This is a genomic window from Anaerostipes butyraticus (genome assembly GCF_016586355.1).
Classification (GTDB): domain Bacteria; phylum Bacillota; class Clostridia; order Lachnospirales; family Lachnospiraceae; genus Anaerostipes; species Anaerostipes butyraticus.
The window spans coordinates 128412-144368 of the sequence record NZ_BLYI01000006.1 but is presented as its reverse complement, the minus strand read 5'-3'; the positions used below and the strand labels follow the sequence as shown (position 1 = coordinate 144368).

The following is a 15957-nucleotide window of genomic DNA, read 5'->3' as shown; positions in this document are numbered from 1 at the left end:
GGTCAATCTCCGCTTTCTTCCCGGTTATGGATATTATAAGTCAGTGTCATCAGGCTCTCAGCCAGATGTACATTCTCCACTGTGACATCCTCCGGCAGATGGAGATCGATCGGAGCAAAATTCCAGATGCCCTTGATTCCCCATTCCACCAGGCGTTTCGCCATCTCCGGCGCCTGATCTTTCGGCAGCGTCAGCGCTGCGATCTTAATGTCATGGGCCTTGATAAACGATTCCATCTCATCAATGTCCAGTACTTTCACCCCGCGCACAGAGATCCCGATCAGTTTCGGATTCACATCAAACAGAGCCATTACTTTGTATCCATAATCTTCATTAAATGACTGATAATTCGCAAGAGCCTGACCCAGATTTCCCGCTCCCACAATGATCATATCATTGCGCTTATCCAGTCCAAGGATCTTGCCGATCTCTGTATAAAGATTATCTACATTATAACCATACCCCTGCTGTCCGAATCCTCCAAAGTTATTCAGATCCTGCCGGATCTGAGACGCCGTCACCATCATCTGCTCGCTCAGTTCTTTTGAAGAAATCCTTGTAATATTGTTGGCTTTCAAAACGCCAAGGTACCGGAAATATCTTGGAAGCCTCTTAATGACCGCCGATGAAATACTCTTTTCTGAGTTCCCCATTTTATTTCCTCCAAACAAATTTTCTTCTTTTATTATATAAGATTGTCTAATATCTGTCAATCTCATTCCCGGCAACATTCCACAATTGGTTCTGTACATTTTTTCATAAAATATTCCATTTTAACTGAAAATATGATATTCTGATTCATAATGCCATCTTATCGATGGCTCAATCCAAAAAGAAGGAGTCAATTATGATTTTATCATGCCAGAACATTTGCAAAACATTTGTAGACAAACCTGTTTTACAAAATATTTCGTTTCATTTAAATGAAAATGACCGCCTGGCGATTATTGGATATAACGGGGCAGGAAAATCAACTTTGCTTAAGATCATTGTAGGGGAACTGAGCCCGGATGAAGGGGAAATTTCCACAAAGAAAGATGCTTCCATCGGCTATCTGGCTCAGCATCAGAAACATGATTTCCAGCGAACAATCTTTGATGAGCTTTTATCCGTAAAAAAAGAGATCATCGAACTGGATCAGCAGATGCGCACCTACGAAAAAGAGATGGAACATCTGGAGGGAGAAGCTCTCCAGCAGAAAATGGACCAGTACACCAATGCCACTCATAAATTTGAACAGATGAACGGCTTTGCATATAAAAGTGAGATAACGGGGATTCTAAAGGGACTTGGATTTTCTGAGGAAGATTTTCAAAAACAAGTCCATACTCTGTCCGGCGGACAGATGACCCGTGTCGCTCTTGGAAAGCTTCTGCTGAAGAATCCGGATATTCTTCTTCTGGACGAGCCGACCAACCACCTGGACGTGGCTTCCATCCAGTGGCTCGAAACCTATCTTTCCAGATATAAAGGCGCTGTTATCATTGTATCCCATGACCGGTATTTTCTTGATAAGATTGTCAACAAAGTCATGGAAATCGAATTTGGCCGTTCCATGCTGTTTAATGGAAATTATACACAGTTTATCCAAAAGAGAGATCAGGTCAAAGCCATTCGTCAAAAAGAATATGAAAATCAGCAGCAGGAAATCAAGCATCAGCAGGAAGTAATCCGCAAACTCCGCCAGTTTAACCGGGAAAAGTCCATCCGGCGGGCAGAAAGCAGGGAAAAGGCGCTGAATAAAATGGAACTTCTTGAAAAACCTCAGGAATACCATGGCGATATGCGCCTTTCCATTGAACCGGAAGTTGTCAGCGGCAATGATGTCCTGACGTTAACAGATGTATCTAAATCCTTCGGATCCAGGCCATTATTTTCCGGATTATCCTGCCATTTGTTCCGCGGGGAAAGAGTTGCTTTGATCGGACCAAACGGAACCGGAAAAACGACTCTCTTAAAGATCATCTGCAGGAAAATCAGCAAAAACAGCGGCACCATCCAGCTGGGTGCCGGAGTATCCATTGGATATTATGATCAGGCACAGGACAATCTGGATAATGAAAAGACGATTTTTGATGAAATTTCCGATGCTCATCCGGATCTAAACAATACCAAGATCCGGAATACGTTAGCGGCCTTTCTCTTTTACGGCGAGGATGTCTTTCGCCCGATTTCTTCATTAAGCGGAGGAGAAAAAGGAAGGGTCTCTTTAGCTAAGCTCATGCTCTCTCACGCAAATTTCCTGATCCTGGATGAGCCGACCAACCATCTGGACATCCAGTCCAAGGAGATTCTGGAATCCGCCATGAATTCCTATACGGGAACTATTTTATATGTTTCCCATGACCGCTATTTTATCAACAAAACAGCCACAAGAATTCTGGAGATTTCCAAAGACGGACTGACTTCCTATCCCGGAAACTATCAGGATTACCTTCATCAAAAGGAAAAAGAGGCCGCTTCTTCTGAAACTGCAGTCAAGGAAACCAAGACCACTGAATCAAAGCTGGACTGGCAGCAGCAGAAAGAACTTCAGGCAAAGCAGCGAAAAAAAGAAAACCGGCTGAAAAAAGTAGAAGATGAAATCACCCGGCTGGAAGAACGCCAGACAGAACTGGAAGAAGAAATGTCCGCCCCTGAAGTTGCTACAGACGTCTCCCGTCTGATGGAACTCGGAAAAGAACAGGCTTCCATCACAGAATCTCTGGAACAATTATATGAAGAGTGGGAAACTCTTTGCTAATTTCCCAAAAAGAGTTTATAATAGGAAAATGACCAAAATCATTAACAGAATTTGGAGGTAACTATGAAATTATTATCCTTTGTTGTACCATGTTACAACTCCCAGGAATATATGCGCCACTGCATTGATACGCTTCTTGCAGGCGGTGAAAAAGTGGAAATCCTGATCGTCAATGACGGTTCTTCCGACCATACGGCCGATATTGCTAATGAATATGAAAAAAAATACCCTTCCATCTGCCGTGCCATCCACCAGGAAAACAAAGGCCACGGCGGTGCTGTCAACACCGGAATCGCCAATGCGTCCGGCATCTACCTGAAAGTTGTCGACAGTGATGACTGGGTAAACCGTGCCGCATACGATAAGATCATGGAGACGCTCTCAGATTTCTACGACAAGGGTACTGTCCTTGACATGCTGCTTGCCAACTATGTATATGAGAAACAGGGCGCAAAACACAAGACAGTCATCCACTACCGTCACGCTATTCCAAAAGAAAAGATTTTCCGATGGAGCGATGTAAAACGTTTTCCGATTGGACAGTATATTCTGATGCATTCCGTTATTTACCGGACCGCTCTTCTGCGGGAATGCGGCTTAAAGCTTCCGGAACATACTTTTTATGTTGACAATATTTACGTCTTCAAACCTCTTCCTTATGTGAAGACCATGTACTATCTGGACGTAAATTTCTATCGCTATTTTATTGGAAGAGACGATCAGTCTGTTAACGAAGCCAACATGATCAAGAGAATCGATCAGCAGTTTTATGTCACAAAAGTCATGATCGATTATCTTGCCGGATTCCAGCTGGACAGCAAGCCTCTGGCCAGATATATGCGTCATTATCTTTCTATCATCATGTGCATTTCTTCCATTATTGCACTGAAATCCGGAAAGAAAGAACATCTTAAGATGAAGAAAGAACTATGGCGCTACCTGTACGATCAGGACAAACAGCTTTACCGCAAAATCCGCCACAGCATTGTCGGATTTGCCGTTAACCTTCCTGGATACGGCGGAAGGAAAACAACGATCGGTATCTACAAAGCTGCCCGTAAATTTATCGGGTTCAATTAAATAACCATAACAAAAGCTGCCTTTTAAAACCGGCAGCTTTTTGCATGTCGAAAATTTTCACTTAAAACAACTTTACAAAAACTGGCGCAAGAAGAACCGAAACCAGCCCGGAAGCGACAATGGCAAAACTTCCCATCGCCCCTTCTTCGCCTCCTGACTCCATGGCTTTTGCTGTCCCTACCGCATGAGAGGCCGTTCCAAGGGCAATTCCTCTTGCTATCGGATCTTCTATCTTACAAATCTTAAAAATAAATTCTGCCATCAGACTTCCAAAAATCCCGCTCATAAGAATCACCGCTGTTGTTACAGAAATAATTCCACCCAGTTCTTCTGAAATCTCAATCCCAATGGCGGTTGTAATGGATTTTGGAAGAAGCGTTACATATTCCTGCCTTGACAGCCGAAACCATCTGGCGAGCAGATACACGGACAAAAAACTGGTCAGCGTGCCTGACATGATTCCGGCTGCCGCCGCACGGGCATTTCGTTTTAACAGATGAAGCTGGTCATAAAGCGGCAGGGCCAGACAGACCGTCGCCGGTGTTAAATAAAAAGAAATATACCTGGCACTTCTGAAATAATCTTCATACTCGATCTGAAATATTTTCAAAATCAGGATCACGATCACTGACGCCAGGAACAGCGGATGAAACAGGGCCGACCGGTATTTTTTTCTGATGATCTGTCCGATTTCATAAGAAGCCAGCGTCAGAGCCGCGCCTGCAAATATGGAATTTCGAAAAAACGCACCCATCTCATTCTCCTTTTCCTGATGTTTTCTGAGCTGCCGCCGCTGACACGGCCATAACCGCCGCCGTAACGATCACAGCTGCAAAAAGCGCCGGCACCCAGATTTTTCTTAATTCTTCTCCCGCCTGCAGGATTCCTGCTGCCGCTGGTATAAACATGACCGGCATAATATGAAGCAGGAACCCTGCGGTTTCCTGAATCTGATCTTTTCGCAGAATCCCTGACCAGAGACAAAAAAACATCAGAATCAGTCCGTATATTCCTGCCGGAATCTGAAACGGCAGAATCGCCTTCAGAAGCTCTCCCAGCAGAGTAAAGATCAGTATCAGCATCCATTGTTTTAAATATTTCATAACTTCTCCCACAAACCCTTTTCTGCCTTTTTACGTATTCTATAATAGAACAAAAAGGAGAAAAGAAATGATACAACCTGTTTCCGCTCAGATCCATGCGGATCTGGCCCATAAAAACGGCTTTCTGGGAGACGGCATCGGCATCGCTTTTCTGGATACCGGACTGTCTCCCCATCGGGATTTTTCCCCTGTCAGTCAGCGTATCGAAGCCTTTGTTGACTTCGTTCATCATAAATATGAATGCTACGATGATAACAGCCACGGCACTCATATCACAGGAATTGCCTGTTCCGCAGGCAGAACCGGCAAAGATTATATCGGCATCGCTCCAAAAGCTCATATCATATCCCTGAAAGTTTTAAATTCTCTTGGAAACGGCGTGCCCTCAGCATTCATCCATGGTCTTCAATGGATCCACGAAAATTACAGGATCTATCAAATCCGTATTGTAAATATTTCCATCGGAAGTCCGGGAACTGACGAAGACCAGACCAGCCGCGAAATCCTTCGTCAGGTAAACCAGCTGTGGGATGACGGACTGATCGTCTGTATCGCAGGAGGCAACCATGGACCCCGGCCGCAGAGTATCTCAATCCCAGGCAACAGTCATAAGATCATTACCGTGGGCTCCAGCGATGACTCCCTGAAAATCTGGGGAAACCGCAGACTTCCAAGTCATTATTCCGGACGAGGACCGACCCGTTCCTGTGTTATGAAGCCGGATGTCGTCGCTCCGGGAACCAATATCTATTCCTGCAGTCTCCATAACCGCTACGCTGTGAAAAGCGGCACTTCCATGGCAACCCCGGTCGTTTCCGGAGCCATGGCTCTGCTTCTGGAAAAATACCCGTATTATACAAATAAGGACGCAAAAAAGAAGCTGAAATTCAACTGTGATCAGCTTAACACACCAAAATCCCACCAGGGCTGGGGACGGATCAATGTGCAAAAACTTCTGGAACTTCCATAATGCGGCCTTTCTAAAAGTATAACCAAAAAAGAGGAACCGATTCAAAAATCGGTTCCTCACATTCCTTTTTATTCCGATAAAAGAAATTCACTTAATACCTGATTGCTAAACAGAATTCCCTGCTGTGTTAAAGCGATCTGGTCCGGATTTCTTTTTATCCATCCGCCTTTTTCCGCCTTCTCAATCACTGGTCCGTAAACTGACTCCATAGAACGTCCAAAACACTCTTCAAATTCTGTTTCCTTTACACCCGCTGTTCTGCGAAGTCCCAGAAACATAAATTCTTCCACCTGTTCTTCCCAGGATAATGGCCGCGCTTCCTCAAAATATCTGAGGAAATTTTTTTGATCCAGATATTCCTTCATGGATTCCGTCTGCTGAAACCGTTTCTCTTCCAAATAGGAAGCGGCATTCAGTCCAACTCCCAGATACGGAATCCGGGACCAGTAGCCAAGATTATGCCGACATTCATATCCCGGTTTGGAATAATTAGAAATTTCATATTTATGATATCCATATTCTTCAAGGATTTTTTCCGTCATCTCATACATTCTGACGTCATCTTCTTCCGAAGGCAGCAGTTCTTCCAGATTCTCATCCTCCGCAAAAGGCGTGCCGTCCTCAATGATCAGACTATAGGCAGAAATATGTTCTGGTCCAAGCTTTGCCGTTTTTCTTAAGGTATCTTCAAATGATTCCATTGTCTGCTTTGGAATCCCGCTCATCAGATCTACACTGATATTCTGAAATCCGGCAGCCCTGGCAGCCTCAAATCCAGAAAGGAAATCCTCCCGGCTGTGAATCCTGCCCAGATACTGGAGTTCCTCTTCCTGCATACTTTGAAGGCCAAAACTGAGCCGGCTGACTCCGGCTTCCAGATATCCTTTCAGCCGGTCGAAAGAGACCGTCCCCGGGTTTGCCTCCATTGTGATTTCCGCTTTTTTCTCTACCTGAAAGCTGTCCCTCACTGTCTGCATCAAATGTCTGATCTGTCCGGCATTTAAAAGAGACGGCGTGCCTCCTCCAATGAAAACCGTGGAAATTTTCCGGCCCGGCAGGGACTCTCCCCAGGCTCTGATTTCTGACTCCAGCTGTGCCATATAAGCTTCCACCTGTCCTTTGGATGATGAAAATGAGCAGAAATCACAGTAATTGCATTTTTTCCTGCAAAAAGGAATATGAATATATAATTCCATGTCTTTAATCTTCATCCAGCTTCAGCACACTCATGAACGCTTCCTGCGGGATCTCTACGCTGCCCACCTGACGCATCCTCTTCTTTCCTTTTTTCTGTTTTTCCAGAAGTTTTCTCTTCCTTGAAATATCTCCGCCGTAACATTTGGCCAGGACATCCTTGCGCATAGCCTTGACTGTCTCCCTGGCGATAATCTTGCTTCCAATTGCCGCCTGAATCGGAATTTCAAACAGGTGTCTCGGGATCTCCTGCTTCAGCTTGGCGCACATCTTTCTGCCTCTTTCATATGCGGTATCTTCATGGACAATGAAGGAAAGGGCATCCACTTCTTCTTTGTTGATCAGGATGTCCAGTTTCACAAGACGCGCTTCTTCATAACCCTTCATTTCATAATCCAGAGAGGCATATCCTCTGGATCTGGATTTCAGTGCGTCGAAGAAATCATATATGATCTCATTTAACGGAAGTTCATAGCGAAGCACCGCCCGGGTCTCCTCAATATACTCCATTCCAAGATACACGCCCCGGCGTTCCTGGCATAATCCCATGATGGCTCCTACATATTCTGATGTCACCATGATCTCCGCTGTCACGATTGGTTCTTCCATATGGTCAATCTCAGACGGATCCGGCAGATTGGACGGATTCGTCAGTTCCACCATCGTTCCGTCTGTTTTGTATACCCGGTAAATAACTCCCGGAGCTGTCGTTACGAGATCCAGATTATATTCTCGCTCCAGACGTTCCTGAACAATCTCCAAATGAAGAAGCCCCAGAAAACCACAGCGGAATCCGAATCCCAGCGCCACAGACGTCTCCGGCTCAAACTGAAGCGCTGCGTCATTGAGCTGCAGTTTTTCCAGCGCATCCCTCAGATCCGGATATTTTGCTCCATCTGTCGGATATAATCCGCAGTAAACCATCGGATTGACTTTTTTATATCCCGGCAGAGGCTCGGAACACGGACGATCCACATCTGTGATGGTGTCACCAACTCTGGTTCCATGAACATTCTTAAGGCTTGCGGTTACATAGCCTACCATTCCTGCCGTCAGTTCATCACACGGCAGGAACTGCCCGGCTCCAAAGGTTCCTACCTCCACGACTTCCGCAGATTCTCCGGTTGCCATCATCTTCATGCGGGTGCCGGCCTTAATGGTGCCTTCCTTGATCCTGGTAAAAATGATGACCCCTTTATAAGCATCATATATGCTGTCAAAGATCAGGCCCTGCAGCGGTCCATCCGGATCTCCCTGGGGAGCCGGTATCTTTTCTACGATCTGTTCCAGCACCTGATCTACATTAAGACCGCTCTTTGCGGAAATCAGCGGCGCATCTTCTGCGTCAATCCCGATCACATCTTCAATTTCCGCTTTTACCCTTTCCGGCTCAGCGCTTGGAAGATCGATCTTGTTGATTACCGGCATGATTTCCAGATCATGGTCCAATGCCAGATAAACATTAGCAAGGGTCTGAGCCTCAATCCCCTGGGCCGCATCCACTACAAGAATTGCGCCCTCACAAGCCGCCAGGCTTCTTGACACTTCATAGTTAAAGTCCACATGTCCCGGCGTGTCTATCAGATTAAAAATATATTCTTCTCCGTCTTTTGCCTTATATATGATCCTCACTGCCTGAGATTTGATAGTGATTCCACGCTCTCTCTCCAGATCCATATTATCAAGGACCTGCTCCTGCATCTCCCGGTCAGTCAGCGTTCCTGTCATCTGGATGATCCGGTCTGCCAGCGTTGATTTTCCATGATCAATATGGGCAATGATACAAAAATTACGAATTTTGCTCTGATCAGCAGCCATAAGTTTCCTCCTAAACACATCTACTCGTTCTTTCCATAGAACTTACGGTTCAGTATAACACATTATTCAATAATTCAGCAAGTAAACTCATGGATGCTTTTGCCTGTTTTACCGTATTATTCTGGGCTCCTACCTCTACCAGGAGACTTCTGCCCCGGTAATGAAGATTATACCGGTATCCCTTGATATAAATCTTTCTGGTAAATCCCGGATATTTTTTCATAGCCTCTGCCTGAAGCTGAAGGCTGAAAGCAAGATTCGTTTTTTTGTTTGGGTTTTTCAGATAGGAAAGATTTCCATTGCTGGCTGTTCGGCTGACCCCGTTAAAAAACATGATCTGCGCCATTTTCTTCCCATTCTGCGTTGTCACAAGATGAGTGTTTTCATTGACACCATCCCGGTGAAGATCAATGATCACCTGAATCCCCGGATATTTTTTTAAATACTTTTCTATGGCATTTGCCGCATAATCATAGGCTTTGGAACGCTCTTCTTTTCCATTTCTCATATCGTAAACCTTTCGGTCATGGATTACAGAAACTCCTCTTTCCTTCAGCTCTCTGGTCAGTTCATCTCCGACACCGATCACTGTATCACTCTTACTGCCCGGACGGCTGTCTTTATACTGCTCGCTTCCATGTGTATGATAGATCAGTACCTGGGGAGAATCTGATTTTGAAAGACTTAAATCCATTCCCAGCAGTTCTTTTCCATTGATCTCACTGTTGGTTACCATGGTCGTACTGTCAATCTGGTAAATATATTTTCTCAGGTATGCCGGTTTTTCCCAGTTTTTCAGATTAAATTTCTTTGTTCCTTCTGCCACTTCCTCTACACTGTTGTCTCTGTCTTCATCATCTTCAAAATAATAGTATTCTCCTGATACCAGATCTTCCCCTGTAGTCTTTCGGTAATCACTGCTGTACTGAAGCAGCGGGTTTACTTCTTCCCGGTAAATTCCGATCATTCTGGACAGGACTGTCCCATAAACAGGCTGACTTTTATTTCGATAGGACGGAAAAAAACTTTCCATCAGGCCGTCATAATACCCAGTCACTGCCTCTACTGCAAATTCCTGGTTTCTTACCGTCCCGGCTGCCGTGAAAATCACAAACAAGCAGAAACAAAGGAGCATGGTCCATCTCTTTTTTTTCCCCATGTTTTCATTCTATTCACGATTTTCACGAATATGCAGCAATTGATTAATTCCTTCTGAGATCGTATAACTGATCCTTCTTATAGATTCATCAATATTTTTAGGCGTAACATGCATGGAAATAAATTCTTTATCCAGTTTCTTATAAGCTGTCTCCTGTTCTTCCTCTTCCAGAAGATCATTGATAATCGCCGGCACAGAAATTACCGTTGGCACTCCGATAGCCAGCACAGGAATTCCTACTGTATGTCTGGTAATCTCATTCCTGTGATTTCCTACTCCGGATCCCGGAGCGATTCCTGTATCACTGATCTGAATGGTTCGGTTCAGACGTTTGGAACTTCTGGCTGCCAGTGCGTCAATAGCAATCATAACATCCGGCTTTGTTTTTTCTACCAGGGCCTCTAAAATTTCGCTGGTTTCTATTCCAGTCTGCGCCATGACTCCTGGCGCGATAGCGCTTAACTCTCTCGCTTCTTTTATCATCCCTTCTTTTTTCAAATGCCGGGTAATATAGAGATTTTCTACGACTTTCGGGCCCAGGGAATCCGCCGTAACTCCCGCGTTTCCCAGTCCTGCCACAAGAATTTTGCTGTCTTCTGAGATCATGCTTTTCAAATTAGAAAACAGCGCATCACTCATCTCCCTATGAAATCCCTGATCATTTCTCGACAAATCTTTTGTTTCAATCGTAATGTACTGTCCTTTTGGTTTTCCAAGGGCTTCTTCTCCTTTTCTATTTTTAATGGTAATCTTCGTCTCCTTGATATGATGAGAAGCGTCAATCCTTGTGGTAACCGCAATTCCGGATAACAAGGAACTTTCCTTTGCATCTTCCTTCAGTTCCAGAGCCAGATCGGTTCGATTCTGCATAGCTGCCTCCTTTTTTTGAGTTAGTATTGTATTTTTTTCAATAATTTATGTATTTTTTCCCATCAGGATATTGACAAAAAAACCGGAATTCTATAAGATATAACAGTATGTTTGTCTATGGCTTAAACCGTGTCTCGCTATAGATGAATCACGAAACGAATCAAATAAAAAGAATGTTATCATATTGGAGGTGCCCACATTGGCAAACATTAAATCTGCAAAAAAGAGAATTAAAGTAATCGAAACAAAAACAGCAAGAAACAAAGCAATCAAATCTAAAGTTAAAACTTATGTGAAAAAGGTAGAAGCAGCCATCGCAGCAGCTGATAAAGCAGCAGCTGAAGACGCATTAAAAGCATGCATCGCTGAAATCAACAAAGCAGCTTCTAAAGGAATCTACCACAAAAATACAGCTTCCAGAAAGATTTCCCGTCTGACAAAAGCTGTAAACAAAGTAGCTTAATTCGAATATAGATATAAAACAAATCATTAACCCATAAAAAAAGAAGCCAACCGTCAGGCTTCTTTTTTATTTGTATCATCCGCCGGCCGAAGCGCCCCAGCAAAAAAGGAAAACGAAACTTCTCCTATCCGATTTCTGCTTCTTTCCCGCTGAATTCTATCAGGAGAAGCTCTACTCCGACCCGGTCGTTGATCCGTCCGTTCTTAATCTGTTCATCCGTTCTGGCACAGGCTTCCGTCATCCGGTAAAGCGTTTCCATGCGAAACAATTTCGCCTGATCCTTTAATTTCCCCACCACAAACGGCGGTACTTTCATTGCTTTTGCCATGGCCGCATTGGATGAATTCCTGGATGTCAGGTCTTTTACCTGAATCAGCTGATTGCATTGTCTGACCAAAAGAGCAAGAATTCCAAAAGGCGACTCTTTCAGTTCAATCAAATCATAATATAATCCCAGCACTTTATCTCTCTGTTTTCTTGCAATCGCTTCCAGCATAGCAAAAATCTGATTGGTTGTCTGAGAAGAGGTCAGTTCATCCAGATCTCTGATCGTAATGTCCTGCCGCTCTCCTGTATAAGAAATCAGTTTTTCCAGTTCATTTTTCAATGTAAACATATCTGATCCACAGCGGTTTAAAAAACTTCGGATCACGGAAGATGACATCTGCTTCCCTTCTTTTTTTAAAAGCGACTGAAGCCACCGAATCAGTTCTGCATCTTTTGCCGGTTCAAAAGATACCGCATGTCCTTCCTTCGACAGAAATTTATAAATTTTAGAACGTTTGTCTGCATCATCTTCAATAAAAATCATTACAGTTGTGTCTGCGCATTCTTTTAACTGCTCCAGGAAATCTTCATTGGTTTTCTTTCCAAGCCCTGTATCTTCCAGAATGATCAGGCGGTGGTCATTGAAAAACGGCAGCGTCTTTGCCAGTTCCGCGATCTCCTCCACATCTGCTTTTTTCCCTTCAAAATAAGAATAATTCATTGTATCTTCCGGAGAAACCAGCGCCTTTTTCAGCTGGTTTTTCATCTGAGCGATCATGTATTTTTCACTGCCGTAAAACAGATAAAACCTGGGATATGTATTTGTTTTTATATGTTCTAATATCTTTTTCATTGCTTTTATGCCTGCTCTTTCTTTCTGCTTTCCTAAGTATACCCCATCCCAGAGAGAACGTCCAGCAGCCGTTAAAAAAAAATCATTGGCTCATACTGCCAAAAAAGGCCGATCCGCAGAAAATTCTTCCGCAGACCGGCCGGACGGGTATTTATTTTGAAAATATCATTATTATGATACTTTCTGGCAGATTTCAATTACTTCACCGCATGGGCTTTCAATCTTAAAACAGCGGGATCCTTTTTCCCAGAAATTCGGACTTAATTCGATTCCGTCTGATACGATTTTATATCCATTTTCTTTACAGTAAGCATAATCAGCTTCCAGATCCTCAGAACGATACGCAATATGATCTACTCTTGTAGTCGCTCCTCCCGGAAGCTGATCCCTCTGAGAAATTTCATACATTTTTCCGTCAGAAGGGTTCTCCAGAAAATAGACATTATGTCCGCCTTTTCCCGGGAATTTTCCTGCAACCTTAAATCCCATTGCGTCCTGATACCACTTTGCATTCAATTCCACATCACTGCAGTGAAGTCCGATATGATCCATTGGTAAATTAAACATTTAAAACATCCTCCTTTTGTTTATTTCAAAGATTTTTTCTTTAAAACAAAGATTATATTCTTTATTATAGACATGCATTGTGGAAAATGCAATAGATTCTCTTTTATTTTTATCATTATTTTTCTGTTCTCCACAATTAAATTGAAATTTTTTACCTGTTCATAAAAAAATCTACCAAAAAATAACCGCGCCTTCTTTGTCTGTTCTGTGTATTCTGCTGTTGTATTTTAAAATTTTTTCCGTCACTTCTTTGTGAGGATGCCCGTAACGATTCTCCTTTCCGCAGGAAATGACCGCATGTACCGGCTTTACAAGACTCAGAAATTCTTCTGATGTAGAATTTTTTGATCCGTGATGAGCCACTTTCAAAATATCCGCCTGTTTTAGTTCCTTTCTCAATAATTCTTTCTCCCCTTCTTTTTCAACATCTCCTGTCAGAAGGATTCTTTTCCCATTGATATTTCCCTGCAGCACGAGAGATGCCGCATTTTTTTCCAGGCTGCTTCCGGCCGGCGGATGCAGGACTTTCAGATAAAAATCCGCTCCTTTGATCACTTTGCCTTCTGCCAGAAGAAATATGACGGTTCCTGCTTTTTCCGCTGCTGTTTTTACCGACTCATAAGCCGCATCCCGGGGAACGTCCGGAAGCCCCAGATATTCAATCCGGCCCATCTCCAAAAGTTCCAGTATTCCCGAATAATGATCTTCATCCATATGGGAAATGACCGCAATCTTGATTTTTTGTTTTCCCCGGCTCTTAAGGTATGGAAGCATACGGTACCGCCCTGTTTTCTTAACGCTGCTGCTTCCACCGTCTGCCAGGATCATTCCTCCTGCTGTTTCTGCCATCATGCAGTCTCCCTGTCCCACATCCAGAAACGCTATGGTCTTTGGTCTCATCACCGGCACTGCCGTCATGCACAGGATTCCCATATAGATCACACCAACGCGGACAGAGAAAGGCATTTTCACTTTTTTCTTTCCTGCCAGGTAAAATACGATATATCCTGCCGCGACCCACCACAACGGAACCTGTCCTATGGTAATCATGCCATATTTGATCTGCGAAATCTTCAGAACAGCCCAAAAGAAAGCCTGGATCCACCGATGAAGAAAGAGGGGCGGCAGCCACACAAAAGCCAGCGCCATGGCAAATCCCACAGACGCCGCCGGAACCGCCGCCGCATTTGCCAGAAACGAAAACACTGGCGTTTCATACTGAAGATAAATCATAAGCGGCAGCATTCCCATCTGAAGTTTTAAAGGAAATACAATACGGCTTAAGACTTTTCCCCACACTTTCTTCTTTTTCCCTGTTTCCTGTCCGATGCACCCGATGATGATCACCGCACAAAAGGACAGCAAAAAACCTGTGTCGCCAAAGTACAGAGGATTCCTGATCAGGATCAGGCTGCCGGCCAGAGAGGCAGACGACAAAAGATCATAGTTTTTTCCCAGAACCTGTGACAAAAAATAAATTCCCAGCATAAGGACAGCCCGGATGGAGGAAACAGAACCTCCTGTCAGCATGCCATAATACAGGGCTGTGAAAAAACCTGCAGTTGAACTTAAAAGAAATCCAGCTCCAATCCGCCTTAAAATCCGGTAAATGCTTCTTCCTGCCAGAGAAATATGCAGTCCGGAGACTGCCAGAAGATGAATCAGACCACTTTCTTTAAAATCATCTTTCTGTTCTTCTTCCATAAGGCTCTTATCGCCTAAAAGCATCCCCTGGATCAGCCCTGCCTCCTCTTTACTGTACTGCTCCTGAATCTGATCTTTCATCCATTCTCTGGATTTTTCCAAAACATTTTCCAGCGGATTTTTCCTGTATCCCTTCACATAAATTCTTTCTGCAAATCCCCGGTAATAAATTCCTCTGGCAAAATAGTAATTTCTGGCAGAAAACTGCCCCGGATTTCCCGCTTTCTCCTGGATTTCTACTTTGGTCTCTGCCTGAATCCAATCTCCTGTCCGCACCTTTGCATTGCTGGTATCATAAAGCAGAAGTTTCCCATCCCACCCCTGGCATTGAATCAGATAGGCCATGCTCCTTTCTGTCTGTGAACTTTTAAGGACCACTCCCGATATTTCCTTCGGGGCCTTTTTCTCCACCATGCGGATTTCCTGCTCTGCCGTATGCCTTTGAGCAAAAAGAAGAAGCATCCCTATGGCCATTCCCAGCAGTCCGATCAGATATCTCCGGTCCCGGAGGATCTGCCGCCCCCAGAAAATCACTCCTCCCAGACAATAAAAAACCGCCGCTGGAATTTCCTCATTCCAGACAGCGGCCATGCCGGAAACACATCCGGCAAAAAATAACACAACTGGTCTTTTTTTCATATTTTATTCCATCGGCAGTTCTCCAAACACAAAGCTGTCACGTCCCAACGCGCCGATTGCTTTTCCATCGGTATCAAGCATTGCCTTCCCTGAAACACTGAACGATACATAATTAATACCGTCTATCTGCGTCAGCGTATATACAATCCCTGCTCTGCAGATCAGATCTTCATTCTCATCCAGCTTATTATATCCGGTCGAGAAATCCACCGCAACGATGTTGTTGCTCACTGCGGCACTGTTAATGATCACACCATCCGGTATCGCAGACTTATATTCCGCATCATCATTAACATTTTTCATCTGTTTCAGCATAGTCTTCACATTCTCCTGAGGGTCATCTGACGTCAGATCCAGCTTTTTTTTCACAGGAATCAGACGGGTTCCGCTCTCATTCGTATAATAAACTGCCGTTCCTTCTTCGCTGCTGTCGGTCTGTTTCTTATCTTGACCGGCGCATCCGCCAAATATCAGCGCAAAACACAGACAGCACAAGAAGATAAACCCAATCTTTTTCTTCATGACTC

At 44.1% G+C, this 15957-nt stretch carries 15 protein-coding genes; 4 read left to right on the top strand and 11 right to left on the bottom strand.

Annotated elements, in window-relative coordinates; translation table 11 throughout:
- Positions 1-2: 2 nt before the first annotated feature.
- Positions 3-653: a redox-sensing transcriptional repressor Rex gene (locus JMF81_RS01640; RefSeq protein ID WP_201309724.1), complete on the bottom strand. Its 651-nt coding sequence runs from the start codon at positions 651-653 to the stop codon at positions 3-5.
- Between the two features lie 194 nt (positions 654-847).
- Between JMF81_RS01640 and JMF81_RS01635 the strand changes: the two genes are divergently transcribed.
- Both JMF81_RS01635 and JMF81_RS01630 read left to right on the top strand, forming a co-directional pair.
- Positions 848-2743: an ABC-F family ATP-binding cassette domain-containing protein gene (locus tag JMF81_RS01635; RefSeq protein WP_201309723.1), complete on the top strand. Its 1896-nt coding sequence runs from the start codon at positions 848-850 to the stop codon at positions 2741-2743.
- A 63-nt stretch (positions 2744-2806) separates the two neighbouring features.
- A complete protein-coding gene (locus tag JMF81_RS01630) occupies positions 2807-3823 on the top strand; it encodes a glycosyltransferase family 2 protein (RefSeq protein ID WP_201309722.1) in 1017 nt (338 codons plus the stop codon).
- A gap of 61 nt (positions 3824-3884) precedes the next feature.
- On the opposite strand, the gene JMF81_RS01625 is transcribed toward JMF81_RS01630, so the two are convergent.
- Both JMF81_RS01625 and JMF81_RS01620 read right to left on the bottom strand, forming a co-directional pair.
- Positions 3885-4577, bottom strand: a complete 693-nt coding sequence (locus JMF81_RS01625) for an LrgB family protein (protein ID WP_201309721.1) — start codon at positions 4575-4577, stop codon at positions 3885-3887.
- A gap of 1 nt (position 4578) precedes the next feature.
- Positions 4579-4926 carry a CidA/LrgA family protein gene (locus JMF81_RS01620; protein WP_201309720.1) on the bottom strand — a complete coding sequence of 116 codons (348 nt, stop codon included), beginning with the start codon at positions 4924-4926 and terminating at the stop codon, positions 4579-4581.
- Positions 4927-4993: 67 nt separating this feature from the next.
- Between JMF81_RS01620 and JMF81_RS01615 the strand changes: the two genes are divergently transcribed.
- The gene (locus JMF81_RS01615; protein ID WP_201309719.1) at positions 4994-5896 is read left to right on the top strand and encodes a S8 family peptidase; all 903 of its coding nucleotides are present in this window, start codon (positions 4994-4996) and stop codon (positions 5894-5896) included.
- Positions 5897-5964: 68 nt separating this feature from the next.
- Here JMF81_RS01615 and hemW read toward each other — a convergent pair whose 3' ends face one another.
- From hemW to gpr, 4 genes are read right to left on the bottom strand one after another with little or no spacing between them, the layout of a single operon-like run.
- A complete protein-coding gene (gene hemW / locus JMF81_RS01610) occupies positions 5965-7107 on the bottom strand; it encodes a radical SAM family heme chaperone HemW (RefSeq protein WP_201309718.1) in 1143 nt (380 codons plus the stop codon).
- The gene (gene lepA, locus JMF81_RS01605; RefSeq protein WP_201309717.1) at positions 7097-8908 is read right to left on the bottom strand and encodes a translation elongation factor 4; all 1812 of its coding nucleotides are present in this window, start codon (positions 8906-8908) and stop codon (positions 7097-7099) included. Before lepA ends, hemW begins: the two co-directional genes overlap by 11 nt.
- Before the next feature lie 49 nt (positions 8909-8957).
- On the bottom strand, positions 8958-10067 hold the full coding sequence (gene spoIIP / locus JMF81_RS01600; RefSeq protein WP_243282507.1) for a stage II sporulation protein P: 1110 nt from the start codon (positions 10065-10067) through the stop codon (positions 8958-8960).
- Between the two features lie 9 nt (positions 10068-10076).
- Positions 10077-10937, bottom strand: a complete 861-nt coding sequence (gene gpr, locus JMF81_RS01595) for a GPR endopeptidase (protein ID WP_201309716.1) — start codon at positions 10935-10937, stop codon at positions 10077-10079.
- A gap of 199 nt (positions 10938-11136) precedes the next feature.
- On the opposite strand from gpr, the gene rpsT reads away from it, so the two are divergent.
- Positions 11137-11400, top strand: a complete 264-nt coding sequence (rpsT, locus tag JMF81_RS01590) for a 30S ribosomal protein S20 (protein ID WP_201309715.1) — start codon at positions 11137-11139, stop codon at positions 11398-11400.
- A gap of 124 nt (positions 11401-11524) precedes the next feature.
- Here rpsT and holA read toward each other — a convergent pair whose 3' ends face one another.
- The 4 genes from holA to JMF81_RS01570 all read right to left on the bottom strand — a co-directional run bounded on the left by holA (position 11525) and on the right by JMF81_RS01570 (position 15952).
- Complete coding sequence (gene holA, locus JMF81_RS01585) at positions 11525-12520, bottom strand: DNA polymerase III subunit delta (RefSeq protein ID WP_201309714.1); 996 nt, start codon at positions 12518-12520, stop codon at positions 11525-11527.
- Between the two features lie 171 nt (positions 12521-12691).
- Positions 12692-13087 carry a VOC family protein gene (locus tag JMF81_RS01580; RefSeq protein ID WP_201309713.1) on the bottom strand — a complete coding sequence of 132 codons (396 nt, stop codon included), beginning with the start codon at positions 13085-13087 and terminating at the stop codon, positions 12692-12694.
- 171 nt (positions 13088-13258) lie between these two features.
- A complete protein-coding gene (locus JMF81_RS01575) occupies positions 13259-15430 on the bottom strand; it encodes a DNA internalization-related competence protein ComEC/Rec2 (protein ID WP_201309712.1) in 2172 nt (723 codons plus the stop codon).
- A gap of 3 nt (positions 15431-15433) precedes the next feature.
- Entirely contained in the window at positions 15434-15952 is a 519-nt protein-coding gene (locus tag JMF81_RS01570) for a GerMN domain-containing protein (protein ID WP_201309711.1), read from the bottom strand.
- Between the last annotated feature and the right edge of the window lie 5 nt (positions 15953-15957).